This window comes from Piscinibacter sp. XHJ-5, from assembly GCF_029855045.1.
Taxonomy (GTDB): Bacteria; Pseudomonadota; Gammaproteobacteria; order Burkholderiales; family Burkholderiaceae_C; genus Albitalea.
Genome location: NZ_CP123228.1, coordinates 2,925,199 through 2,949,895, shown reverse-complemented (window position 1 = coordinate 2,949,895; position 24,697 = coordinate 2,925,199). Strand labels below are relative to the sequence as shown.

Annotated in this window: 20 protein-coding genes; 14 read left to right on the top strand and 6 right to left on the bottom strand. The window is 70.5% G+C overall.

All coding sequences use genetic code 11. From position 1 onward, the window contains the following. The gene (locus tag P7V53_RS13885) at positions 1-2,205 is read left to right on the top strand and encodes an SDR family oxidoreductase (RefSeq protein WP_280156060.1); all 2,205 of its coding nucleotides are present in this window, start codon (positions 1-3) and stop codon (positions 2,203-2,205) included. A gap of 38 nt (positions 2,206-2,243) precedes the next feature. Here the strand turns inward: P7V53_RS13885 and P7V53_RS13880 are convergent, their stop codons facing one another. Further along, positions 2,244-4,025 (bottom strand): glycoside hydrolase family 2 TIM barrel-domain containing protein, encoded by a 1,782-nt coding sequence (locus tag P7V53_RS13880; protein ID WP_280156059.1) that lies wholly within the window; start codon positions 4,023-4,025, stop codon positions 2,244-2,246. A gap of 3 nt (positions 4,026-4,028) precedes the next feature. Next, positions 4,029-5,267 (bottom strand): glycosyltransferase, encoded by a 1,239-nt coding sequence (locus tag P7V53_RS13875; RefSeq protein ID WP_280156058.1) that lies wholly within the window; start codon positions 5,265-5,267, stop codon positions 4,029-4,031. Between the two features lie 117 nt (positions 5,268-5,384). Here P7V53_RS13875 and P7V53_RS13870 point away from each other — a divergent pair, with 117 nt between their 5' ends. From P7V53_RS13870 to P7V53_RS13855, 4 genes are all read left to right on the top strand, one after another. Beyond that, positions 5,385-6,512 carry a DUF3182 family protein gene (locus P7V53_RS13870; RefSeq protein WP_280156057.1) on the top strand — a complete coding sequence of 376 codons (1,128 nt, stop codon included), beginning with the start codon at positions 5,385-5,387 and terminating at the stop codon, positions 6,510-6,512. After that, complete coding sequence (locus P7V53_RS13865; protein ID WP_280156056.1) at positions 6,487-7,329, top strand: alpha/beta fold hydrolase; 843 nt, start codon at positions 6,487-6,489, stop codon at positions 7,327-7,329. The genes P7V53_RS13870 and P7V53_RS13865 overlap by 26 nt, the downstream gene beginning before the upstream one ends. 167 nt (positions 7,330-7,496) lie before the next feature. Continuing rightward, the gene (locus tag P7V53_RS13860; protein WP_280156055.1) at positions 7,497-8,075 is read left to right on the top strand and encodes a hypothetical protein; all 579 of its coding nucleotides are present in this window, start codon (positions 7,497-7,499) and stop codon (positions 8,073-8,075) included. Further along, positions 8,072-8,461, top strand: coding sequence for a hypothetical protein (locus P7V53_RS13855; RefSeq protein WP_280156054.1), 390 nt, complete (start codon positions 8,072-8,074; stop codon positions 8,459-8,461). The genes P7V53_RS13860 and P7V53_RS13855 overlap by 4 nt, the downstream gene beginning before the upstream one ends. A 7-nt stretch (positions 8,462-8,468) precedes the next feature. Here P7V53_RS13855 and P7V53_RS13850 read toward each other — a convergent pair whose 3' ends face one another. The 3 genes from P7V53_RS13850 to P7V53_RS13840 all read right to left on the bottom strand — a co-directional run bounded on the left by P7V53_RS13850 (position 8,469) and on the right by P7V53_RS13840 (position 12,414). After that, the gene (locus P7V53_RS13850) at positions 8,469-10,679 is read right to left on the bottom strand and encodes a patatin-like phospholipase family protein (protein ID WP_280156053.1); all 2,211 of its coding nucleotides are present in this window, start codon (positions 10,677-10,679) and stop codon (positions 8,469-8,471) included. A gap of 163 nt (positions 10,680-10,842) precedes the next feature. Continuing rightward, positions 10,843-11,112: a GlsB/YeaQ/YmgE family stress response membrane protein gene (locus P7V53_RS13845; protein WP_280156052.1), complete on the bottom strand. Its 270-nt coding sequence runs from the start codon at positions 11,110-11,112 to the stop codon at positions 10,843-10,845. Positions 11,113-11,229: 117 nt separating this feature from the next. Beyond that, positions 11,230-12,414, bottom strand: a complete 1,185-nt coding sequence (locus P7V53_RS13840) for a helix-turn-helix domain-containing protein (protein ID WP_280156051.1) — start codon at positions 12,412-12,414, stop codon at positions 11,230-11,232. A 149-nt stretch (positions 12,415-12,563) separates the two neighbouring features. Here P7V53_RS13840 and P7V53_RS13835 point away from each other — a divergent pair, with 149 nt between their 5' ends. From P7V53_RS13835 to P7V53_RS13805, 7 genes are all read left to right on the top strand, one after another. Further along, a complete protein-coding gene (locus P7V53_RS13835) occupies positions 12,564-14,261 on the top strand; it encodes a PQQ-dependent dehydrogenase, methanol/ethanol family (protein ID WP_280156050.1) in 1,698 nt (565 codons plus the stop codon). After that, the gene (locus P7V53_RS13830) at positions 14,234-14,593 is read left to right on the top strand and encodes a cytochrome c (RefSeq protein WP_280156049.1); all 360 of its coding nucleotides are present in this window, start codon (positions 14,234-14,236) and stop codon (positions 14,591-14,593) included. Before P7V53_RS13835 ends, P7V53_RS13830 begins: the two co-directional genes overlap by 28 nt. A gap of 109 nt (positions 14,594-14,702) precedes the next feature. Then, positions 14,703-15,704: an SRPBCC family protein gene (locus P7V53_RS13825; protein ID WP_280156048.1), complete on the top strand. Its 1,002-nt coding sequence runs from the start codon at positions 14,703-14,705 to the stop codon at positions 15,702-15,704. Positions 15,705-16,075: 371 nt separating this feature from the next. Beyond that, positions 16,076-16,600, top strand: a complete 525-nt coding sequence (locus P7V53_RS13820) for a hemerythrin domain-containing protein (RefSeq protein ID WP_280156047.1) — start codon at positions 16,076-16,078, stop codon at positions 16,598-16,600. A 13-nt stretch (positions 16,601-16,613) separates the two neighbouring features. Continuing rightward, complete coding sequence (locus P7V53_RS13815; RefSeq protein ID WP_280156046.1) at positions 16,614-17,456, top strand: universal stress protein; 843 nt, start codon at positions 16,614-16,616, stop codon at positions 17,454-17,456. 101 nt (positions 17,457-17,557) lie between these two features. Then, complete coding sequence (locus tag P7V53_RS13810; RefSeq protein ID WP_280156045.1) at positions 17,558-18,292, top strand: response regulator transcription factor; 735 nt, start codon at positions 17,558-17,560, stop codon at positions 18,290-18,292. A gap of 4 nt (positions 18,293-18,296) precedes the next feature. Beyond that, the gene (locus tag P7V53_RS13805) at positions 18,297-20,375 is read left to right on the top strand and encodes a PAS domain S-box protein (RefSeq protein ID WP_280156044.1); all 2,079 of its coding nucleotides are present in this window, start codon (positions 18,297-18,299) and stop codon (positions 20,373-20,375) included. Positions 20,376-20,424: 49 nt separating this feature from the next. Here the strand turns inward: P7V53_RS13805 and P7V53_RS13800 are convergent, their stop codons facing one another. Next, positions 20,425-21,216 (bottom strand): Crp/Fnr family transcriptional regulator, encoded by a 792-nt coding sequence (locus tag P7V53_RS13800; RefSeq protein WP_280156043.1) that lies wholly within the window; start codon positions 21,214-21,216, stop codon positions 20,425-20,427. Positions 21,217-21,450: 234 nt separating this feature from the next. On the opposite strand from P7V53_RS13800, the gene P7V53_RS13795 reads away from it, so the two are divergent. After that, on the top strand, positions 21,451-21,957 hold the full coding sequence (locus tag P7V53_RS13795; RefSeq protein WP_280156042.1) for an ornithine carbamoyltransferase: 507 nt from the start codon (positions 21,451-21,453) through the stop codon (positions 21,955-21,957). After that, positions 21,954-24,638, top strand: coding sequence for a bifunctional acetate--CoA ligase family protein/GNAT family N-acetyltransferase (locus P7V53_RS13790; RefSeq protein WP_280156041.1), 2,685 nt, complete (start codon positions 21,954-21,956; stop codon positions 24,636-24,638). The genes P7V53_RS13795 and P7V53_RS13790 overlap by 4 nt, the downstream gene beginning before the upstream one ends. Positions 24,639-24,697: the final 59 nt, after the last annotated feature.

Sequence of the window (24,697 nt, the reverse complement as noted above, 5' to 3'; positions counted from 1 at the left end):
ATGGCCGCCCTCGAACTGTGGGCGGGGCCCGAGTGCACCGTCAATCGGGTGCGGGACGTCGTGCGCGACCAGCTCGAAGAGACCGGCTTCGCGCAGCGCCTGGATGACCTCGACCGCCTGGCGAGCCTCGGCATCCGCACCCTGCGCTTTCCGCTGCTGTGGGAGCGCACGGCCGCCGACGGCCTCCAGCATCACGACTGGCGCTGGGCCGATGCACGGCTGGCGCGCATGCGCGAGCTCGGCATGTCATGCATCGCGGGCCTGCTGCATCACGGCAGCGGCCCGATGAGCACGCACCTGCTCGATCCCGCGTTCGCCTCGCATCTCGCGCACTACGCCGGCTGCGTGGCGCGGCGCTATCCGCAGCTCGATGCCTACACGCCGGTGAACGAGCCGCTGACCACCGCACGCTTCGGCGGCCTCTACGGCGTGTGGCATCCGCATCGCGCGGATGACCGCAGCTTCGTCCGTGCGGTGCTGAACCAGGTGCAGGCGACGGTGTCGGCAATGCGGGCGATTCGCGCCGTGCAACCGGCAGCCCGCCTCGTGCAGACGGATGACCTGGGCTACACGCGCGCCGTTCCGCGCCTGCAGTACCAGGCGGACTTCGAGAACGAGCGGCGCTGGCTCGCGTTCGATCTGCTCGAGGGCCGCGTCGACCGCCGACATCGTCTGTGGCGCTACCTGCGCCGCCACGGCGCCAGCGAAGCCGAGCTGGTCGCGCTCGTCGACGCACCCTGCCCGCCCGACGTGATCGGCATCAACTGCTATGTCACCAGCGAGCGCTTCCTCGACAACCGCCTGCGCCACTATCCGGCGCGCCTGCACGGCGGCAACCGGCGCCATCGCTACGTCGACGTCGAGACGGTGCGCGTGCACGGGTCCCAGACCGGCGGCTTCGATGCACGCCTGCTCGAAGCCTGGCAGCGCTATCGCCGGCCTCTCGCATTGACCGAGGTGCACCTGGGGTGCACGCGAGAGGAGCAGATGCGCTGGCTGCACCAGGCGTGGCAGGCCGCGCACCGCGTGCGCGCCGAAGGTGCCGACATCCGCGCCGTCACCGCCTGGGCGGCCTTCGGCACGGTCGACTGGGACAGCCTGGTGACACAGCGCAGCGGCCGCTATGAAGCCGGGCTATGGGATGTGCGCGGCGGCGCGCCGCGCCGCACTGCACTGGCCCAGCTGGCGACGCAGCTCGCGCAGGGCAAGGAGCCCGACCATCCGGTGCTGGCCGGCAGTGGATGGTGGCAGCGCCGCATCCGCCATCTCTATCCGACGCACGGCGCGCCCCTGTCGATCGCGATGGACGGCCGCCCGCTGTTGATCACCGGCGGACGCGGCACGCTGGGCCGGGCCTACGCCCATCTCTGCCACATGCGGGGCTTGCCGTATGTTTTGCTCGGCCGGGCCGATCTCGACATCGCCGAGCCGCGGTCCATCGAAGCCGCACTCCGCCGCTGGAAGCCCTGGGCCGTCATCAATGCGGCGGGCTTCGTGCGCGTCGACGACGCCGAGCGCCAGCAGCCCACGCAGTGGCGCGAGAACGTGCTGGGCCCGGCGCTGCTCGCGCAGGCATGCGCCGGTCACGCGCTGCGGCTGGTGACCTATTCGAGCGACCTGGTGTTCGACGGCGCCAAGGCCGGGCCGTACGTCGAGCGCGACGAGCCCTGTCCGCTCAACGCGTACGGCGAGGCCAAGGCCGAGGCCGAGCGGCGCGTGCTGGCCCATGCGCCCGACGCGCTGGTGGTGCGCACCGCGGCCTTCTTCGGGCCCTGGGACCGGCACAACTTCGTCACGCAGGGGCTGCACGCCCTTCGCGGCGGGGCGCGCTGGCCGGCGGCTGTCGACCAGGAGGTGTCGCCGACCTATGTGCGCGATCTCGTCATGGCCTCGCTGGATCTGCTGCTCGACGGCGAGAGCGGCATCTGGCATCTGGCCAATCGCGGCGCGGCGAGCTGGTTCGAGCTGGCCACGATGGCCGCCCGCGCTGCAGGCCTCGGCACCGAGGGCATCGATGCCGTGCGCGGCGAGACCCTGGGACAGGTGGCGCGGCGCCCCCGGCAGGCCGTGCTCGCCAGCGAACGCGGGCAAGTCATGCCGCCACTGGACGATGCCCTTCGGCGCTACGTGATCGACGTGGGGGAGGATGTGCTGCCGCAGGAGGATGGCGGCGAGCAGGACGCGGGCATGAGGCGCGTCGCATAGGAGCGTACGCGAGAGAGGGAGACGATCGAGGCCCTGACCTACACCCCACCCGGAATGTGCGTGCGCGACACCCTGGTCACGCGCGCGATCTCCTCCAGCGGAATCTTCGGCGTGCGATCGGCGCAGAGCAGGCCGTTGGCCTCCTGGAACGTGTCGGAGAACTGCGTGTAGCAGAAGCCCGAGAACAACGCGGTGTGGATCACCGTGTGCATCAGCTCGCCGAACATCGCCTGGAACTGCGCCTCGCTGTCGGCCACCGTGTAGCCCCAGGTCTGGCGCACGCCGGGCTGCGGGCACTTCGCGTAGGCGATGCCCCCGAACTCGGTGAGCATGATCGGCTGCCCGCGGTGCGGATAGCCATCCAGCGTGAGGATGCGGCCGCCCGGCCTGCGCCGGTCGAACAGCTGCTCGGCCTTGACCTCGGCGCCGTAGCGCTGGCGCATGTGCTCGGTGTTGGCGTCGTAGTCGTGGATGCCGATGATGTCGGTGGCGCTGCTCTCCCAGCCGTCGTTGCCGATCACCGGCCGCGTCGCGTCGAGCGTGCGGGTGAGGTGGTACAGCGCTTCCACCGCATGCCGGTGCTTGCCGACGGCGGTCAGCTCGGGAACCCCCCAGCTTTCGTTGAAGGGCACCCACACGATGACGCACGGATGGCTGTAGTCGCGTTCGATGGCTTCGGTCCATTCGCGCACGGTGCGGCGGATGGCAGTGCGCGTGAACCGGTAGGCCGACGGCATCTCCTCCCACACCACCAGTCCCAGGCGGTCGGCCCAGTAGAGGTAGCGCGGGTCCTCGATCTTCTGGTGCTTGCGCACGCCATTGAAGCCCATCGCCTTGACCAGCTCGACATCCCTGCGCAGCGCGTCGTCGCCCGGCGCGGTCATCAACGTGTCGGGCCAGTAGCCCTGGTCCAGCACCATGCGCAGCAGGTAGGGACGGCCGTTGAGCATGAAGCGGTCGCGCAGCACGTTCACCGAGCGCAGCGCGGTGTACGAGTCGAACGCATCGATCAGCTCCGCGCCGCGATACAGCTTGACCGACGCGTCCAGCAGCGTCGGCCGCTCGGGGCTCCACAGCAGCTCGTTGCGAAAGTCGTCGATGCCGGGATCCGACAGCACGATGAAGCGGTCCACCTCGCGATCGACGACGTGGTAGCGGTCATGCGCGAGCACGCGCTCGCCGTGCCGCACGCAGGTCTCGATCCACAGGTCCTCGGCGGCGTCGCCCGCGATGCGCGCCTCGAAGCCGATCGCGAAGCCCTCCACCTGCGGCGTCCAGCGGACCTTGGAGACGTACGTGCGGCTCACGCGCTCGTACCACACCGTCTGCCAGATGCCGGTGGTGCGCGGGTACCAGATCGAATGCGGCTCTCGCTGCCAGTCCTGCTTGCCGCGCGGCTTGGCGAGGTCGTGCGGATCGTCCTCCACGGCCACGGTGACGGTCTGCCGCCCCGAACCGTCGAGCAGGTCGGTGATGTCGGCGGCAAACGGCGTGTGCCCGCCTTCGTGGGTCGCCGCCAGCAGTCCGTTGACCCACACCTTCGCGCTGTAGTCGACGGCGCCGAAGCGAAGTACGACGCGGTCGTCGCCGGGCGCACAGTCGAACTCGCGCTCGTACCAGCAGGCGGCGTGAAAGCCCCCGTCGCCGATGCCGCTGGCCCGCGACTCGGGCGCGAACGGCACGGTGATCTCCAGCGGCCAGTCGCGGATCTGATCCGGCCGTGCGATGCGCCGCTCGTCGTCGAACAGGAAGCGCCAGCGGCCGTTCAGCGAAGTCCAGTCGCGACGCCGCAGCTGAGGACGCGGATAGGCGAATTCCAAGCTTCAGGCCGCCTTGATGGACGTCGGTGCCGGCTGCGGCGGCGCGAGCAGCAGGTTCCCACTTGCGGGCCGCTGCGCCCCCGGCGGGGCGTGCGACGCGCCGATCTCGCCCGCATGCGGTGCGGCGGCCAGCACCTGCTCCAGGGCGGCCCTCACCTGCTCGACGGCGCGATCCCAGGTGTGCTCGGCCACCACGGCGTTCATTCGTTCGATCCGCTGCCCGCGCTGCGCGGCGCTCTCGGCCAGCGCCGCGCGGCATCGATCCACGAAGCCCTGCGGGCCATGGCCGATGCCCACGACGTCGCCGTACATCGCGACCACGTCGTGCACCGCAGTGCTGACCACCGGCTTGTGCGCGGCCATGTACTCCAGCGTCTTGGTCGGGCTGATGTAGCGCGTCGACTCGTTGAGCGCGAAGGGCAGCAGGCAGACGTCCCAGTCGGCGACCAGCTGCGGCAGCACGTCGTAGGGCTGCTGGCCCAGCCAATGGATGTTGGCCCGGCGCGGCAGGGCCGTCGGGTCGATCTTGACGACCGGGCCCACCATGACGACCTGCCATGATGCCTCGGCGTCCGCGATCGCGGCGACCAGGTCGATGTCGAGGCGCTCGTCGATGACGCCGAAGAAGCCCAGGCGCGGCCGCCCGATGCCGTCGTGGATGCGCCGCGCCTGCGTGACCGCGTCGGCCTGCGCGGCGGCCCGTCCAGGCGCGTAGTGCGCGGTGTCCACGGCGCTCGGCAGGCACACGACGCGCGGGTGCAGGCGGCGCTTGGCTTCGTAGAGGCTGGGGCCGCCGGTGAACACGAGGTCTGCCACCTTCATCAGCGCCAGCTCACGCTGGCGCAGCTGCGGCGGGGCATGCTTGAACGCCGAGAGCTCGTCCATGCAGTCGTAGACCACCGCGCGGGGCGACAGCAGCGACAGCATCGGCAGCGCCATCGGTGTGTAGAACCAGGCGATGCAGTCGTCGATTTTTCTGTCGCGAAGGTGGTTGGACAGCAGCAGCTTCAGCACCGGCAGCTGGTCGTCGTGAAAGCCGGGGGCGGCCACCGGCGTGTGCGGCCTCAGCAGCGTGACGCCCGGCGCTGCCTGGGACGTCTCCACCCATGGGTCGCCGTCGGTCGCGACAGGCTCCTCGACGAAGCACACGTCGAAGTGCTTCGCCAGCCGCGAAAGAATGTGCTGCGGTCGCTGGTAGACGAAGTCCCAGCGCAGGTGAGAAAAGACGATCAGCGTCGGCATGGAATCCTCATGCGTGCGAACGGAGGAGGCCCGACCAGGCCCCGGGTTTCCGTGCAGGGCAATCGCCATGCCTTGATCGCAGGGCTCGACGGGCATGCGCATTGCCGCTCCCCGGCAATGGCCGCACTGACTCCGCACCGGCACGTCTGCTTCGTGGCCTGTCGCCGCGATGCACGCGATCACGAGCTCGCGACGCAGCGAGGCGTCGCCGAGCGCCTGGCCACGCTGCTGGGATGCCGCTATGCGGGCGACGCGGACCCGGCGGCGACAGGACCGATCGGCTACGCGGTGCCCAACGACACGCTGGTCTCGCTGGAGCAGGCGCAGCGCCTGGGCATCCGGGGCCGGCTGGACCTCTTCGGCGGCGTGGTGCCGTTGCCTTTCATCGCGACCAAGGTGATCACGCACGGCCTGCTGCACCCGGACGCGCCGGCCCCGGCCGGCTGGCGCCGCGAGTTCGCCGAGCGTGTGGCGAACGCGGTGCTGCCCGGCTATTCCGCCTTTTCGCTCGATGACGCGCAAGCCGCGGGCCGGCGCCTCCTGGAGGAAGGACCGGTGCGCCTCAAGGCCGCGATGGGCACCGGCGGCGCCGGGCAATCGATCGCCAGGACGCCGCAGCAGCTTGACGAGCAGCTCGCGTCGCTGGACCAGGCCGCGCTGCAAGCCCACGGCGTCGTGCTCGAACGCAACCTGAGCGAGGTCCGCACCTACAGCATCGGCCTGCTGCACGTGGGAAGCCTGGTCGCCAGCTACTTCGGCAGCCAGCACAACACCCTCAACCGGCATGGCGAGGAGGTGTACGGCGGCAGCGAGCTCACCGTCGTGCGCGGCGGCTTCGACGCGCTGGAGCGGGCCGCCGCCGGCGATGCGGACCTGCGCTGGGCCATCGCGCTGGCACGCAGCTACCACGCCGCCGCGCTGGAGTGCTACGCCGGCATGTATGCCTCGCGCGCCAACTACGACGTGGTGCGCGGCCACGATGCGCAAGGCCGCGCACTCGCGGGCGTGCTGGAGTCGTCGTGGCGCATCGGCGGGGCGAGCGGTGCCGAGGTCGCTGCGCTGCAGGCGCTGGTCGACGATGCGTCGCTCGAATCGGTGAACGCTTCCACCACCGAGGTCCACGGGCCCCAGGCAGTGGTGCCGCCGGGGGCGACCCTGTACTTCCAGGGCGACGACCCGCATGTCGGCCCGATCACGAAATACGCACAGGTTCATCCCCATGGCCACGCGCGAAGAGAAGATTGACATCCGTGTCGACTCCGAGCCCATCCAGGGCACGCTGGTGACGCCCGGAACGCGCATTCCCGGCGTGCTGTTCGTCCACGGCTGGGGCGGCTGCCAGGAGCAGTACCTGGCGCGCGCGCGAGAGATCGCCGCGCTGGGATGCGTGTGCCTGACCTTCGACCTGCGCGGGCATGCCGGCACGCAGCGCCAGCGGGAGACGGTATCGCGCGAGAGCAACCTGCGCGACGCCCTCGCCGCCTACGACCTGCTGGCCGGCCATCCGCACGTCGACCGCTCGGCGATCGCGGTGGTGGGCAGCAGCTACGGCGGCTATCTCGGCGCCATCCTGACGACGCAGCGCGCGGTGAGGTGGCTGGCGCTGCGCGCCCCGGCGCTGTACATCGACACCGGCTGGGAGCTGCCCAAGCTGCAGTTGCACAAGGACCAGGACCTGCGCACCTACCGGCGCAGCTTCGTGCCGGCCGACACCAACCGCGCGCTGCGCGCCTGCGCCGACTTCCAGGGCGACGTGCTGATCGTCCAGTCGGAGCGCGACGACGTCATCCCGCACACGGTCGTCACGAGCTACCGCGAGGCCTGCCTGAAGGCCCGCTCGCTGACCTACCGCTGCATCGAGGGCGCCGACCACGGGCTCACCGACGACACCAGCCAGCGGGCCTACACGGCACTGCTCACGCAGTGGATGGGCGAGATGCTGCCCAAGGTGCGGCGCGAAGGCCAAGGGCCGGTGTCGGCTGCGACCATGGCGCCGGCCGAGCGGCTCGCGGCGGAGCAGACGTCGGCGGCGGAGCCGGAGATGCCGCCGAAGGCGTCCTGAAGGCGGATCGCTCGTCGTGCGGGACGCGTCCTACAGCCCCATCGGACACGGGCCGCCGCCCCCGGCTCGTCGTCCGATAGCGGGCACCGCTCGCCGCTCGTAGAGTGGGCATCACGCACCCGGCGGCCGTTCGCCGGGCCGACCTTGTTTCGTCCAGGAGGTGTGGCATGGCAACGATGGACGCACAGACAGTCAATGTGCTGGTGACGGTGGTGCTGCTGGCATTGATCGGCGTCGCGGGTTGGCTGGCGTATCAACGCAATCAATCGCATCGGCTCGAACAGCATTACGGGGCGGAGTACACGCGCGCCGTCGACGAGCTGGGCAGCCGGGCCAAGGCCGAGGCCGAGCTTCGGATGCGCGAGAAGCGCGTCGGCAAGCTCAACATCGTCCCGCTGGCGCCCGCGGATGCAACCCGCTTCAGCCAGGCGTGGAAGACGCTGCAGGCACGCTTCGTCGACGATCCCAAGGGTGCGGTGATCGAGGCCGACGTGCTGGTGCGCGAGCTGATGGGCAAGCGCGGCTACCCGGTCGGCGACTTCGAGAGCCGCGCCGCCGACATCTCGGTGGACCATCCCGGCGTGGTCGAGCACTACCGGCTGGCACAGGACATCGTCGCGCGCAATCAGCGCGACGAGGCCGACACCGAAGCCTTGCGCAAGGCAGTCGTGCACTACCGCGCGCTATTCGACGACCTGCTCGAAGTCAACGAGACCATGGCCGTCCAACCGATGGAGAAAACATGATGAGCGCGCAGCAGCAGGAAAGAGCATTGAGCACGGCCGATCTGGCGGCCGCCTCGCAGGCCCCCGAGCGTCAGCCTGAAACGCCGGTCGCGGACGATGCGCGCGACACGCAAGCGCTGGCGGCGCTGTTCGCTGCCGACGCGGCCGACGGCTTCCGCTCACGCTGGAACGAGGTCCAGATCGCCTTCGTCGACGATCCGCGCAAGGCGGTGCGCGACGCCGACGAGCTGGTGGCGCAGGTGATGAAGAGCCTGGCGGAGACCTTCTCCAACGAGCGCAGCCGGCTCGAGCAGGAGCTGGGGCAGACGGACAAGGGATCGACGGAGAACCTGCGGCTGGCGCTGCAGCGGTATCGCTCGTTCTTCCAGCGCCTGCTGTCGTTGTAGGGCAACCTCAGGGCACCCCCAGCAGCAGGTACAGCGACCGGTGCCCGCTCGCCGCGAATCCGAACCCGAAGAAGGCCGGCCCGAGGAAGGTCTCTGCCGCCACGAACACCGACCCCGACCACAAGGTGCCCGTGGTGGCGGGGCCGCCGAAGACACGATCGACGCGTCCCACCTCGCCCGATGCGCCGACGTAGGTACCGGAGCCCAGCAGCGTCGGCAGGCGCAGCGCGCGGTCGTAGAAGCGCAGCACGCCGAGGCCGAAGCGCTCGCCGCTGAACTGGCCGATGCGGTAGCCGGACAGGCGGAACGGGCCGCCGAGGCTGAACGCCTCGTGCGCCGGCAGCCTCGTGCCCAGCCCGCCGCCGCCGGCCACCGCCGAGGCGAGCGTGTACGGCCCGAGGCTGTGCGCCATGGACCATGAGGCATCGACCCTGCGGTACTGGTCCTGGGACCCGGAGACGTCGGTGCTGAAGAACGCGCTCACGTTGGTCCGGTGCCCGGATCTCGGAAACCACGCGAAGTCATGGCGATCGCCGAAGAGCTGGAGCCGCACGCCGGCGATGCGCGTGTCCAGGCTGGGAAGGACAGGCGCGCCGGTCGACACGTCCGCGTTCACCAGCTTCACCAGCGGGCCGCCGCGCAGCTCGCCCCAGGTGCCGAACGCGATGCCGAAGTCCACGCCGGCGCGCCACTCGCTGACCTGGTATTCGGCGATGCGGTCTTCGCCCTGATAGATCGCCCGCGTCCCCTGCGCGCCCTGCAGGTAGGGCGCCACGAAGAAGCGCCCGCCGCGTTCGAGCGGCTGGTAGAACTCGGTGAAGACGCCGTTGGTGCGGCCGATCTGCGCTTCGGCCAGCCATTCGCCGCCGGCGCGGTTGATCCAGGTGCGCCGATAGCTGAGCCTGAGGTCGAACAGCGCTTCATCGCGGAAATCGGAGGCCAGCCCGAGTCCGAAGCGCAGGTAGCCCGGGCCGGTGGATTTCTCGCGCACCGGGATCACCAGCGTGCGGCCGGCGGGCACCGACTCGATGCGGTAGTCCACGGCTTCGAAGTCGCCGCGGCCGAAGACACGCCGCAAATCGGCGGCCAGGCGCGCCTCGTCCAGCGGCTCGCCGGGCTTGGACTCCATCAGGTTCGCCAGCACCTCGGGATTGGTGCGCGACAGGCCTTCGAAGCGGATCGCATCCACCGTTCCCAGCGCTGGCGAGCCGCCGGTCTGCAGCCGCCGCAGCTCGGCGTACTCGCGCTCCGGCACGCTGTAGCGCTGCAGCGCCTGCGCGGCCTCGCGCGCCGCGCGCTCGCCGATGCGGATCGCCTCGGACTGGCGCTCGAAGCTGCCGGCGGAGATGTCCGCGAGGTCCGGCGTGATGAGCACGTCGCGATCGGTCAGCGTCGCGACCTGGCGATCGACACTGTCCTTGCCGAGCAGGTTGACGAGCTGGCCGACGATGCTGAGGGCGGAGGTGATGTTCTCGCGCCGGAGCACCGGCGTGCCGACATTGACCGCGATGACCACATCCGCGCACGAGCGGCGCAGCACTTCGATCGGCAGGTTGTTGGCGATACCGCCGTCCACCAGCATGCGTCCGTCGACCTCCACCGGCGACACGGCACCCGGAATGGCCATGCTGGCGCGCATCGCCTGCATCAGGCTGCCGGTCGCCAACACCACTTCGCGCCCGGTCTCGATGTCGGCAGCCACCGCGCGATAGGGAATCGGCAGCCGGGCGAAGTCGCTCTGTCCGCCGGCGGGCGCCGCCAGTCGGCGCAGGAAAGACTCGATCGTGACGCCGGCCACCACGCCCCTGGGCAGCTGGATCCCGCCGTCGCGCAGGCCGAACTCGGGGGCGAACAGGCCCTTGTAGTCGTCGGCCTTGCGGCGAATCGACAGCTCGCCGCGCGGGGGGTGGTCGCTGAACACGTCGGTCCAGTCGGTCTGCTCGATGAGCTGCTGCATGGCCTGCGGCGTGTTGCCGGCAGCGAAGCCGCCGCCGACGACCGCGCCCATGCTGGTGCCCGCGACGCAATGCACCGGCACGCGCAATTCCTCCAGCACCTTCAGCACGCCGACGTGCGCGGCGCCGCGAGCTCCGCCGCCGGACAACGCAAGACCGACGCGTGGCGCGCGCGGCGCGTCCTGAGCCGACGCGGGCTGTCCGATCTGCAGCAGTGCCACCAGGGCGGCCGCGCGCGCGGCGCATCTCGTCGGTTGGGTCATGGCGGGCCGATGGTAGTGGCCATTGCCCGCATCACCATGCGCTCACGCCGCCGCGCGCCGGTGAGAGCTCGCCAGAAAAAGACGAAGCCCCGCGCGACGGCGTCGCACGGGGCTCAGGGTGCCGGCCGGCGGGCCGGCACGGCAGGCGGCCGAAGCCGCGGGGTCAGCGGACCCGGCCGCGCTTGAACAGGTTCACGATGGCCAGCAGGATCACCGCCCCCAGAAGGGAGACGACCAGCCCGCTGACGCTGAAGTCGTTCTGGTTGATGGTCCCGGTGCCAAACATCGGCGCCAGCAGCCAGCCTCCCAGGAATGCGCCGACGATGCCGACGATGACGTTCAGGATGATCCCTTGCTGACCGTCCGTGCGCATCAGCATGCTCGCGACCCAACCGATCAACCCACCCACGACTAGCCAAATGATGAAGTTCATGACTGCTCCTTTGCTCCTCGGTAGCTCGAGGCGGACATGCCTCGATGTGCAAGCAGCGTACGTGGGTCTCGGGTCGGCGGAAGTCGCCCGACACCACGTTCGGATGTCAGCCGCTTCCTACTCCCGCCGCAGCCGGCGGTACACCAGGCCCCGCGACACCCCCAGCAGGCGGGCCGCCTCGGAGATGTTGCCCCCGCATCCCTCGACCGTCCGTGCGACCAGGTCGCGGTCGTTGTCGCGCAGGGTCGGCGGCCCGGGCGGCGGCGCCGCCACCGCCGCGCGGGCGGGCATGTCCTGCGGCATCGCGTCGCAGGCCACCTGGTGAAGGCCGCGGCGCCCGTCGCGCGCCTGCACCCGGCTGCGGACCCACACCGCCAGGCCGTTCGGCAGTCGCAGCGGGGCGGCCTCGCCTGACAGCGAGAGCGACGCGAGGGCATCCACCGACAGGCCGAACACGTCGTCGGCCAGCGGGCCCGCGCCCTGCGGGAGGGTCACCGGCACGCCCATCAGCCGCGCGGCGGCGGCATTGACCCAGTCGAGCCGGCCGTCGCGCCCGATGCCGACCAGGCCGACCATGGGCGTGTCGAGCAGGGGCGGCGTGATCTGCAGCCGGATCACCAGGTGATCGGTCGATTGCGCACAGAGCAGCCGGCCCTCGATCGCGGCCGCGTAGAGCGCGACGATGGAGGCGGCATCGAAGCTGAACGGCAGGTGTTCGTTGGACAGGTCGAGCACGCCGGCCACACGTCCGCGAATGTCGCGGATGGGGGCCGCCGCGCAGTACATGCTCGTGACGTTGCCGAAGAAGTGCTCGCCGCCCAGCACGATGCTCGGCTGCCCGGTGCGCGCGACGATGCCCGGCGCCGTGGTGCCGACGAGCTCCTCGGCCAGGTTGACGCCGACGCGCGAGGCGAGCGGCATCACGCGCTCGTGCGGGCTGCCCGGCGCATACGTGGTGCTCACGACCACGCCCAGCGCATCGGTGAGCATGGCGGTGCTGCAGGTGCCCGCCAGGGTGGCTTGCAGCAAGGCGAGCTCTTCCTTCGCCGCTTCGAGCAGCTGCCGGCTGCCGCGCAGCGCCGAGTGCATCCGGCTCACCGTCACCGGCTGGAAGACGGCTTCCCGCGACGGATCCGGATGCAGGCGAAGGCAGCGCGCCCACGACTGGATCACCGCCTCGGCCACGATGCCCGACGGCCGCACGCCCTCCTCGAAGAAGCGCTGGCGTGCGAGCGCGACACGCGTCTGCGGTGTGGCAAAAAAGGGGCTCGCCGGCAAGCCGGCCTGGTCTCCTCCGCTCATGCTCGTCTCCTGCCGCCCGAGTGTCGCGTCGCGGACCGCCGCCTGGCAACTTGTACCGAGACGGAACAGCGCCGGGCTAGGGTTACTCCCCAAGTTGGCCGCCATCGGCGCCGGCGTTACTGTTCGCCCGACAAGACGGAGGGGACACCATGAAGCTGCAGTTCCATCACGGCCTGCTCGCGCTGGCGCTCGCCGCTTTCGCGCCCGCGCAGGCCCAATCGCTCGCCGACCTGCGCAACGATGCGGCCACGCCGGGCGACGTCACGACCTACGGCATGGGCTGGTCGCAGCAGCGGCATTCGCCGCTCAAGCAGATCGACCCGTCCAACGTGAAGCGGCTGGCGCCGGTGTGGAACCTGAGCCTCGACAACTCGGCCAACGCCTCGAGCCAGCCGCTGCTCATCGGCGGCACCATGTACGTGGCGACACATACCCACACCATCGCACTCGACCCGCTGAGCGGACGGCAGAAGTGGAAGACGCCGATCGAGCTGCCCAACGACATCGCCGGCTACCTGTGCTGCGGCATCCACTCGCGCGGCATGGCGGCGCTCGACGGGGTGCTGTACCGCACCACCGTCGACGCGCACGTGATGGCCATCAACATGGCCGACGGCAAGACGCTGTGGAAACAGCAGGCGGCCGACTACAAGCAGGGCTACAGCATGACGCACGCGCCGCTGATCGCGGGCGGCGTGCTCATCACGGGCATCTCCGGCGGCGAGTACGGCGCGCGGGGCTTCATCGACGGCTGGGACCTGAAGACCGGCGCGAAGAAGTGGCACCGCTTTACCACCGCAGCGCCCGGCGAGCCGGGCGGCGACACGTGGAAGAAGCCCGAGGCCTACAAGACCGGGGGCGCGCCCACCTGGCTCACGGGCACCTACGACCCCGAGCTGGATCTCGTGTACTGGGGCACCGGCAACGGCGGGCCGTGGAACGCCGCGTCGCGCGGCGGCGGCGACTCGCTGTACATCGGCTCCGTGCTGGCCCTGCGTCCGTCCACCGGCGACCTGGTGTGGCACTACCAGTTCTCGCCCGGCGATCCGTACGACTACGACGGCGTCAACGAGCTGGTGCTCGCCGAGCTGCCGATCGCGGGCGCGAACACCAAGGTGCTGATGCAGGCCAATCGCAACGGCTTCTTCTACGTCCTCGACCGCACCAACGGCAGGCTGATCTCGGCCACGCAGTTCGCGCGCAAGGTCAACTGGGCCACCGGCATCGACAAGGCCACCGGCCGCCCCATCGACACGCCGATGACCGCCACGGTGCGCCAGACGGAGGAGATGAAGGACTTCATCGAGGTCTGGCCGAGCGCCTTCGGCGGCAAGAACTGGATGCCGATGAGCTACGACCCCGCGCGGCGCCTCGTCTTCCTGAACACCATCGACCTGGGCATGAAGGTCAAGTACGTCAAGCAGGAGCGGCCGGGCGGGCCCAACTGGTACCTCGGCCTGGAGCTAGGCGGCTTCGTCGCGCCCGACGACGGCAATCGCGGGGCGCTCGTGGCGTGGGATCCGGCGGCCGCCAAGCCCGTGTGGCGCGTCCCGAGCAAGGCGCCGTACTGGTCGGGCGTGCTGACCACCGCCGCCGGCCTGGTCTTCACCGGTGCGCAGACGGGCGAGTTCATGGCCTTCGACCAGAAGAGCGGCAACAGGCTGTGGTCCTTCCAGACCGGCTCCGGCATCACCGGCCTGCCGATCACCTGGGAACGCGACGGCAAGCAGTACGTGACCGTGCTCAGCGGCTCGGCCACGGTGTACGGCGCGCTGGCGGGAGACCCCGAGCTCGCCAACGTGCCGGCCGGAGGGTCCGTGTGGACCTTCGCCCTGACGGATCGATGAGCGCCGGCCGGCGGGTCGCGCTCGCACTCGCCCTGTCCGCGGTCGTCGCCGGCGCACACGCCGGCGACGCGGAGCGTGTGGAAGCCGGCCGCAAGCTCTACGTGAGCTCGTGCCAGCGCTGCCACGGCATCGACCTCGTCACGTCCGGCATCGGATTCGACCTGCGGAGGTTTCCACCTCACGACAAGGTCCGCTTCGTGCGCTCGGTCACCGAGGGCGTGCGCGCGATGCCGGCGTGGGGCGCGACGCTGAAGCCCGAGCAGATCGAGCTGATCTGGACCTACATCGGCGCGGTGAACGGCTGGAAGGAAGAGGCGGGCGTCCCGCAGTAAATCTGCCTCTCTCCCGCTTGCTCTCTCTCCTCTCCCGCGCGCGGGAAGGAACAGCCGCTCGGCGGGTATGCCGGTTGCCTGCAACTCCCATCCATCACCGGAGACACGCATGCAACATTTCCACACCCGCAGCCCTTCGAGGGCCCCACTGCTGATCGCCGTGATCGGCTTCGCCGCCCTGGCGGCCTATGGACTGTCTTCCCCGCGGCGGCGCGCCGCGTTGCGCTCGGCGGGCGAGTCTGCGCTGGAGGCCGGCACGCGGCTGGCCAGCAGGTCGGCCGACCGCCTGCATGAACTGCTTCCCGAGCAGGCGCTGGACTCGATGAGCAACCTCACGGCCACCGCGCGAAGCGCCTCCGAGCGCGCGACGTCGGCGGCTGCCGAGACGCTGCACGACGCCGTCCACCGCGCCACCGACCTGATGCACGAAGTGCTGTCGCGGGCCCGCGGGCTGCCCCGCGACACGGCGCGCGAGACGCCGGAGGAGGTCCGGGAGGCCTTTGCTCCCGAAGACGACACCCTGGAGGACATGCGATCCGGCCGCTCGTCGGCTCGTGGCGTGATGATCGCCGCTGCAGCCATCGGCGCCGGTCTCTATGCGATGCAACGGTACGGCGCGAGTGATCGCGTGAGAGAGAAGCTGGGCGCCGACGAGAGCGGCACGATCGTCACCGAGAAGTCCGTCTTCATCGACGCGCCGGTCGAGCAGGTGTTCGACACCTGGTCCGACTACGAGAACTTCCCGCGCTTCATGTCCAACGTGCGCAGCGTGGTGCCGCTCGACGACGACCGCGCGCACTGGAAGGTCCGCGGGCCCGCCGGGGTCGGCGTCGAGTTCGATTCGGTGACGCGCAAGCATCGCCCGAACGAGCTGTCCTGGGAAAGCGATCCGGGCAGCACCGTGCAGAACGAAGGCCGGGTGACCCTGGTGCCCGAAGGCAGCGGCACGCGGGCCACGGTGCGCATGACGTATCGGCCGCCGGCGGGTGCGCTGGGTCAAGCCGTCTCCTCCCTGCTGGGAGCGAACCCCAAGCAGGAGCTCGAGGACGACCTGAACCGCATGAAGCAGTTCATCGAAGGCCAACGGACGGGGACACCGCAGTCCGCCTGAGCTGATCCAGATCAATGCGGGGGTAAGCGGCGCGCCAAGAGTGCCGCATGCGCCCGCGCAGGCCTTTGACGCACGGCGATATCAGACACCCTCTCCCGCGAGCGGGAGAGGGAGAGGGAGAGCATCCGGTTCCTGGGCGACAAGTCGGTGACGCGCGCGCCTTCACTTGATCTGCGGCAAACCCGCGCCGCTGCCGCGATGCCACGCTCCAGGCTTCATCGGAAGCCCCGCCATGACACACGCCACCACGAGGATCATCCGCGAAGAGCATGCCGCGCTGGCGGCCATGCTGCGCTCCGCGCGCGAGTCGCGGAGCTGGGCGTCCTCGGCCTGGCCGCTCAGGTGGAGAGCCGCGGACTGGAGCTGACGAGATGCTTGCGAAGCATCGACGCGAAGGCACGCTGCCCGACTTCGGCGCATTGCGGGCGATGCTCTTCTACGTCGACGAGTTTCCCGAGAAGCGGCACCACCGCAAGGAAACGGAGCTGCTGTTTCCCAAGCTGCGCGCGCGCACGCCGCTGGCGCGCGACCTGCTCGACCACCTGGACGAGGACCACATGTACGGCGAGCGGCGCATCCGCGATCTGGAGCATGCGCTGCTGGGCTTCGAGGTGGTCGGGGAGCCCCGTCGGGAGGTCTTCGAGCTGGCCGCCCGGCGCTATGTCGACTTCTACCTCGCCCACATGGCGCTGGAGGAGAAGGAGATCCTGCCCTTGGCCGAGCGCATGCTGACCGGCGACGACTGGGCCGAGCTCGACGAGGCCTTCGCCGCCAACCGCGATCCCTTGACCGGGCATGAGCCGGAGCCGAACTACCGGGCCTTGTTCACCCGCATCGTCAACATCGTGCCGGCGCCCATCGGCCTGGGAGCCGAAGCGATGACGACGTCCCGCTGAAGGCGTCGACCGCATGGCTTTCCGCAGCCTGCTCGTCTTCCTGGATGGCGATGCGCGCTGCGACGCGCGCAGCCATCTCGCTGCGCGTTTCGCGGCGGCTCACGACAGCCACCTGCTCGGAATCGCGCCCACGGGGGCCCTGGAGCTGTCCGGTGGATTTGCCGCAGCGTCTCACCGCGCGGACGAAGCGGCGGCGTCGCGAGCCGATGCCGTGCATCGGGCCGGTGAACGGGTCGATCGCTTCGTCGCCTGCTGCAAGCTGCTAGGCGTCGCCTCGATGGAAGCCCACGTGCATGAAGGCGAGAAGGCGCAGGTCCTGCTGCACCACGCGCATTGCGCGGACCTGACGGTGATCGGTCAGGCAGATCCGGCCAGCGCCTCGCACCGCGAGGAAAAGCGCTTCGTCGAGCAGGTCCTGCTTGCCAATCCTCGACCCACGCTGGTCGTCCCGCACGCGGGCCGGTTCGATGTGGTCGGCGAAAGGGTCGTGGTGGCCTGGGACGACAGCCATGGTTGCGCACGGGCCGTGGCCGATGCGCTGCCCCTGCTGCGGCAGGCGCAGGCGGTGCACCTTCGGCTGTGGCGCCGCATCGACGAAGGCGAGGAGCACCCCCTGCGCGAGCGGATGCAGGCGGTGAGCCGATGGCTGATGCGCCAGGGCGTGTCCGCCGACGTCGAGGTGGCGACCACCGACGCCAACATCGGCGAGGCGATCCTGCGAGAGGCGCTGGCCACCGGCGCCGACCTCGTCGTGATGGGGTCCTACGGCCATTCGCGATGGACCGAGCGCCTGCTCGGTGGTGCCACCCGGACGGCCCTGGTGCGATCGCCGGTGCCCCTGCTCATGTCTCACTGAGCGCTCGGTGTAAACCCGAACACGCGGGTGACCGGGCAAAGCTGATAACCTTTTTGGCGCCGTCCCTCGTGCGCGGCCCTCCTGATCAGCCGCCTGTCTCAGTGAACTCCGCCCCCCATATCGCCGTACTCGACGACGAGGTCGACATCACCCTGCTGCTGGCCAACTACCTGCAAAGCCACGGCTACCGCGTCACGCAGCTGCACAGCGGACGCGCCCTGATGCAGCTGATGGCCGCCGACCCGCCGGCGCTGGTGCTGCTGGACCTCGGGCTCCCTGGTGAAGACGGCTTCTCCCTCGCCCGCCAGCTGCGCGAACACTGGCGGTGCGGACTGGTGATCGTCACCGGCCGCGGCGACTCGGTCGACAAGGTGGTGGGCCTGGAGGTCGGCGCGGACGACTACGTCACCAAGCCGTTCGACCTTCGCGAGCTGCTGGCGCGCATCAAGGCCGTGCTTCGGCGGCTGATGCCTGGCGAGGCGCCCGCGCAGGGCGCTGCGGCTGCCGCGCCCTCACGGGACAAGCTGCGCTTTGCCGGCTGGGAGCTCGACACCGCGGCGCGCCGCCTCACCAGCCCGCAGGGCAACGAGGTTGCGCTCACCACCGGCGAGTTCGACCTGCTGTGCGCCTTCGCGCAGCATGCGGGCCGCGTGCTGTCGCGCGACTTCCTGCTCGAGCATACCCGCGGGCGTGAAGCCGGACCCTTCGATCGCACGATCGACGTGCAGGTGGGACGGCTGCGCAAGAAGCTCGAGGCCGATGCGGAGGATCCGCAGATCATCAAGTCGGTTCGCGGCGCCGGCTACATCCTCGTGCCCCCGGTCACCTCGCGCTGAGCCCATGAGCTCGTCGGACCTGACCGCATCGCTGCTTTCCGGCATCGACGAGCAGAGCGTCTTTCGCACGCTGTTCGCCGCCTATCCCGATGCACTGATCGTCGCCGATCGCAGCGGAGCGATTCTGCTGGCCAACCCCGCCGCCGCGAACCTGCTGGGCTATTCGGTCGACGAGCTGCAGGGGTTGAATGTCGACACGCTCGTCCCCGACAGCATCCGTCCGCGCCACGCCTCGTACCGCGAGGCCTATGCGCGCAGCCCGCGGCCCCGGCCGATGGGCACGAACATGGAGCTGGTCGCCAAGCGCAAGGACGGCACCGAGGTGATGGTCGAGATCGCGCTGAGTCCGCTGCAGGACCACGGCCTGCCGCTGGTCGTCGCGGCCATCCGCGACATCGGCGCGTATCCCCGTGTCAAGCAGGCGCTGCAGCGGGCCCGCTACAGCGAGTACCTGGCGCAGCTCGGGCGGCTGGCGGTCGACTCGCGCGATCCGCAGGTCCTGCTGCACCAGGTTCCCATCATCGCCGCCGAAGCGCTCGAAGTGCAGATCGCCATGGTCTTCCTGCTGGAACCGAATCGGCTGCATTTCCGCGTCGCCAGCGGCGTGGGCATGGTCGACGAAGAAGCGGTCGGCAGCCTGCTGGCGAACCGGCCCGACACGCCCCCCGGCTTCGTGCTCGCCGAAGGCCGCCCCGTGAGCGTGCCCGACTATCGCAGCGAACAGCGTTTCCAGGTGCCGAAGCGGTACCTGGACGCGGGCCTGCTGAGCGGTCTGGCGGTGCCGCTGTCGGACCGCGGTCGCATCATCGGCGCGCTGACCGTCCGCTCCCGCGAGGCCAAGCGCTTCGGCGACGACGAGGTGCGCTTCCTGGAATCGCTGTCCAACCTGCTGGCCACCAGCCTTCAGCGGGCGCAGTCGGAAGAAGCGCTCAGCCACGCCCAGCGATTGGAGAGCGTGGGTCAGCTCACCGGCGGCATCGCCCACGACTTCAACAACCTGCTCACCGTCATCTCGGGAAACCTGCAGGTGCTGGAGGAGCTGCCGGCCCTGGCGCAGGACAGCTTCGCACAGCAGCTCGTCGGCGCGGCCGCACGGGCCACCCGGCGCGGCGCCGAGCTCACCGGCAAGCTGCTCGCCTTCTCGAGGCGCCAGGTGCTCCAGCCGAGCACGGTCAACCTGCGCCTGATGCTGCAGTCGCTGTCGGACATGCTGCGCCGCACGCTCGACCAGCGCATCCGCATCGAGGTCGACGTGCCGGCCGACTGCCCGCCCGTGCTCGCCGATCCCGGGCAACTCGAATCCGCCCTGCTGAACATCGCGATCAACGCCCGCGACGCCATGCCCGCCGGCGGAACGCTGCGCTTCCGGGCCGAGCCTTGCATGGCCTTGCCCGCGGAGGTGCGCAACGAGTTCGACGACCCGAGCGCATCGGAGGACGGCTTCGTCGCGATCTCCATCGGCGACACCGGCACCGGCATGCCGGATGAAGTGAAGGAGCGAGCCTTCGAGCCCTTCTTCACGACGAAGGAGGCGGGACGCGGCACAGGCCTGGGCCTGAGCACGGTGTACGGCTTCGTCAAGCAGTCGCGCGGGGCCATCGCCATCGACAGCGCACCGGGTCAGGGCACGACCCTGACCCTCTACATCCCGCGGCCCTGGCAGAGCGGCGCGGCGGCGCCCGACGACGCCACGGCGGTCGACACCGTGCCGCCAGGGCTGAACGTGCTGATGGTCGAAGACGATGCCGAAGTCCGCGCCGTGGTGCGCACCTTCCTCGACGCGCTGGGCTGCAAGGTCACCACGGCCATCAGCGGCGAGCAGGCGCTGCTGGCGCTGGTGCCCGAGACGCGCTTCGACCTGCTGCTCACGGACATCGCCCTCGGTCCCGGCATGCGCGGCACGCAGCTCGCGAAGGAGGCGCAGCGGCGCTTTCCGGACATGGCCATCCTGCTGATGTCGGGCTTCTCCGCCGAGCTGCTCGACGCCGACCGTGATTCGCCGCCCGCATGGGAGCTGCTGCGCAAGCCCTACACGCGCGAGGAGCTGGCGCGGGCCATCGCCCGCGCCGTCGGCCCGCGCTGAGGCGCTTGGCCGGTCCCTCTCCCGCAGGGCGGGAGAGGAAGACTGCATCTCACTGCAGCGTCGGTGCGGGCGCCAGGCAGCGCTGGACGAAGGTCGACAACGCGCCCACGTCGGGGATCTGCACGTCGCGCCGGCCCTTCTCGGCGAACGCGATGACCTTGTCGCGCGCCAGCTTGGACAGCGCGCGGCTCACCGTCTCCAGCGTCATGCCGAGGTAGTTGCCGATTTCCGCGCGGGTCATGCGCAAGGTGATCTGGTCGGTGCGCATGCCGCGCTTGGCGAGCGAGTCCGCCCAGTAGCGCAGGAAGTCGGCGACCCGGGCATCCGCCGGCAGCGTGCACACCGACATCAGCGAGTCGCGGTCGCGTGCGATCTCGCGGCTCATCGCCTCGTGCAGCACCGTCAGCAGCGCAGGCCGCGCGGCGCACGCCGCCAGCAGCGCGTCGTAGCGGATGACCCAGACTTCGCCGGTGTCCATCGCCACCGCATCGCACGAGTACTGCTGATGGGCGATGCCGTCGAAGCCCAGCCAGTCGCCGCGGAACTTGAGGCCCACGACCTGCTCGCGCCCGTCGGGCGACAGGTTGACGATCTTGAAGAAGCCGGAATTGAGGATGTAGAGATTGCCGAAGCGCTCGCCCGCCTGGTAGACGACGTCACCGGCATGGACCACGCGACGCTGCGGCGCCAGCGTGTCGTGGAGCAGCTTCAGCGTGTCCGCGATGTGCTGGCTGGCGCGCTGGTTCGCCGCGACATCGCCATGGACGCGCGGCGTGGCTGGAGCCGGCGGTCCACGATGCACGAGCGTCGGGATGGCGGTCGGGTGGGCGTTGCTGAACATCTGGGACTCCTCGGGGGACTGCGCTGCGTTCGATGGGGTCCATGCTAGGAAGCGACCGCCAACGCCATGCCAACGGTCCGCGTCGCTGCGTAACGCTGCGTGAATGCTCCGTGTCCGGGGCGTATCAGCACAAGCGGCCGGCACAGGGGTTGATGGGCATCAAGGTCCGCGCACGACGCGCCGCTAGTCTTTCCGAACCGTGCCCGGCAGTCCGTGCGCGAAGGCCCAAGCTCCATGATGCCGACCCTGCAAACCCAAGGCCACCCGGCCTTCGACCCCATGTCGCCCCCTGAGGCGGGCGCGGCGCTGCTCGCCCAGGCACGGGCGCTTCAGCGTGCGGCGCAGTCCGGCACCACCCAGCCGCTGCTCAAGGGGAAGAACCTGGGCTTGCTGTGCGAGACGGCGGACGCCGCCGACGCGGTGCTGTTCCAGCGCGCCGCCGCCGAGCTGGGCGCCCACGTGTCGCACATCCGGCCGAGCTTGTCGGAGGCCAGCACGGCGCACGAAGTGGCGCATACCGCCCGCATGCTGGGGCGCCTGTACGACGCGGTCGAGTGCCAAGGCATGCCGCCTGCTCTGGTCACGCGCATGGGCGAAGCCGCCGGCGTGCCGGTCTACGGCGGCATCGCCACCGCCGGCCACCCGACAGCAAGGTTGGCCGAGCAACTCGAGGGCGGCCTGCGGGCCGACGACAACCGGCGTTTCGTCCTTCAGGCCTTCCTGCTGAGCACGCTGGCATGAGCATCCGCCATCTCGAGCAGTTGCTCGAGCCGAAGTCGGTCGCGGTCATCGGTGCATCCGATCGCCCCGGCAGCGTGGGTGCCACCGTGTGGCGCAACCTGCGCGCCGGGCACTTCGCCGGCCCGATCCGGGCGGTGAACCCCAGGCACCGCACGCTCGACGGCGAGGCCGTGTTCGAGCGCGTCGCCGACCTTCCCGAAGCGCCCGACCTGGCGGTGCTGTGCACGCCGCCGGACACGGTGCCGCAGCTGGTCACGCAGCTGGGCAGCCTCGGCACGCGGGCGGCCATCGTGATGACGGCCGGCCTGAGCGCCGCGCAGAAGCAGGCGACGCTGGCCGCCGCGCGACCGCATCTGCTGCGCGTGCTCGGCCCCAACTGCCTCGGACTGCTGACGCCGCACCTCGGACTCAACGCGAGCTTTGCCCACACGGACGCCCTTGCCGGTGAAATCGCCTTCGTCTCCCAGTCGGGGGCGCTGGTCACGGCGGTGCTCGACTGGGCCAAGTCGCGGCGCATCGGCTTCTCGCACATGGTGTCGCTCGGCGAGCGCGCCGACGTCGACTTCGGCGACCTGCTGGATCACCTGGCGAGCGAGCCGCGCACCCGCTCCATCCTGCTCTACATCGAGTCCATCGAGGCGCCGCGCAAGTTCATGTCGGCGGCGCGCGCGGCCGCGCGCAACAAGCCGGTCATCGTCGTGAAGGCCGGCCGCGCCGGCCAGGGCGTGAAGGCCGCCGCGTCGCACACCGGCGCGCTGGCCGGATCCGACGTGGTGTTCGACGCGGCCATCCGCCGCGCCGGCATGCTGCGGGTGGACACGCTGCAGCAGCTCTTCACCGCCGCCGCCACGCTGGCGCGCTTCGGCGCCAACCGCGACGAGGCCCTGACGCTGATGACCAACGGCGGCGGCGCCGGCGTCATGGCGGCCGATGCCGCCGCGCGGGCCGGCATCGCGCTCGCGGAGCTCGGCCGCGCGACCCGCGAGCGGCTGGATGCCGTGCTGCCACCGACCTGGTCGCACGCCAACCCCATCGACATCATCGGCGACGCCCCGGTGCCGCGCTACGCCGAGACCCTGCAAGCCCTGCTCGCAGATCGCGACAGCGGCGCCGTGCTGTTCCTGCACGCACCCACGGCGATCGTGCGCAGCGACGACATCGCGCGCGCCTGCGCCCCGATCGCGCGCCAGGCGCCCGGCCGCGTGATGGCCTGCTGGCTGGGCGACAGCGCCGTCGCCGACGCGCGGCGCATCTTCCGGGACGCCGGCGTGGCCGACTACGCCACGCCCGAGGAGGCCGTGCAGGCCTTCGGCATGCTGCTCACCTACCGCCGCAACCAGGCGCAGCTGCTGGAGGCGCCGACGAGCAGCGAGCACGGCCCGCCGGATGCCGCGGCTGCGCGCGCCGTCATCGACAAGGCGCTCGCCGAAGGGCGCGAGATGCTCGACGAGGTCGAGGCCAAGCAGGTCCTGCAGGCTTACGGCATTCCCGTCGTGCGCACGCTCGCCACACGGCCGAGCGCCGACGCGGCGGTCGAGGCGGCGCAAGCGGTCGGCTATCCGGTCGCGCTGAAGATCCTCTCCCGCGACATCAGCCACAAGTCCGACGTGGGCGGTGTCCGGCTGAACCTGCGCGATGACGGCGCGTTGCGCCAGGCCGCCGACGACATGCTGGCGCGGGTGCGCGAGCTGCGTCCGCAGGCACGCATCGCCGGCTTCAGCGTGCAGCCGATGGCGGATCGCCCGCTGGCCCAGGAGCTGATCGTCGGCGCGAGCATCGATGCGGTGTTCGGGCCGGTGCTGATGTTCGGCCAGGGCGGCACCGCGGTGGAGGTGATCGCCGATCGCGCCGTGGCGCTGCCGCCGCTGAACCGGGCGCTGGCCGCCGAGCTGGTCTCGCGCACGCGGATCGCAAAGCTGCTGGCCGGCTATCGCGATCATCCGCCGGCCCGGGTCGATGCGATCCACGACGTGCTGGTCGCGGTATCGCAGATGCTCGCCGACCTGCCGCAGCTGGCCGAGCTCGACATCAATCCGCTGTGGGCCGACCACGACGGCGTCATGGCGCTGGACGCACGCCTGCGCGTGAGCCCGAGCCCCTGCGCCGGTGCGCAGCGCTTCGCGATCCTGCCCTACCCCGCCGAGCTGAGCGAGACGCTCGCGTGGCGCGAGCGCACCCTGGTCCTTCGCCCCATCCGTCCCGAGGACGAGGCCCAGCATTTGGCCTTCATCAGGCAGCTCGCGCCCGAGGACATCCGGCTGCGCTTCTTCAGCAACCGGCGCGAGCTGCCGCGCACCGAGCTGGCCCGGCTGGTGCAGATCGACTATGCACGCGAGATGGCGTTCGTGGCATTGCTGGTGGACGGCGACGGGACGAGCGACACGGTGGGCGTGGTGCGCGCCATTGCCGACCCCGACAACGTGGAGGCGGAGTTCGCCATCATCGTGCGCTCCGACATGAAGGGACAAGGCATCGGGCATCTGCTGCTCGACAAGATGATCCGCTACCTGAAGGCGAGCGGCACGCAGCGCATGGTCGGTGAAGTGCTGCGCGAGAACGAGGCGATGCGCGAGCTCGCGCGGGCGCATGGCCTGCACGCCGATCCGACGCATTCGGATGGCGCGTCGGTGCACTACGTGCTGGAGCTGGCCATTGCGCCGCAGAAAGCCGCCGCCTCTTGATCGGCCGCAGCCCGCGGTCGTCACCCGACGTCCCCTGTTGAGGTGGATCAAGCCGGCGA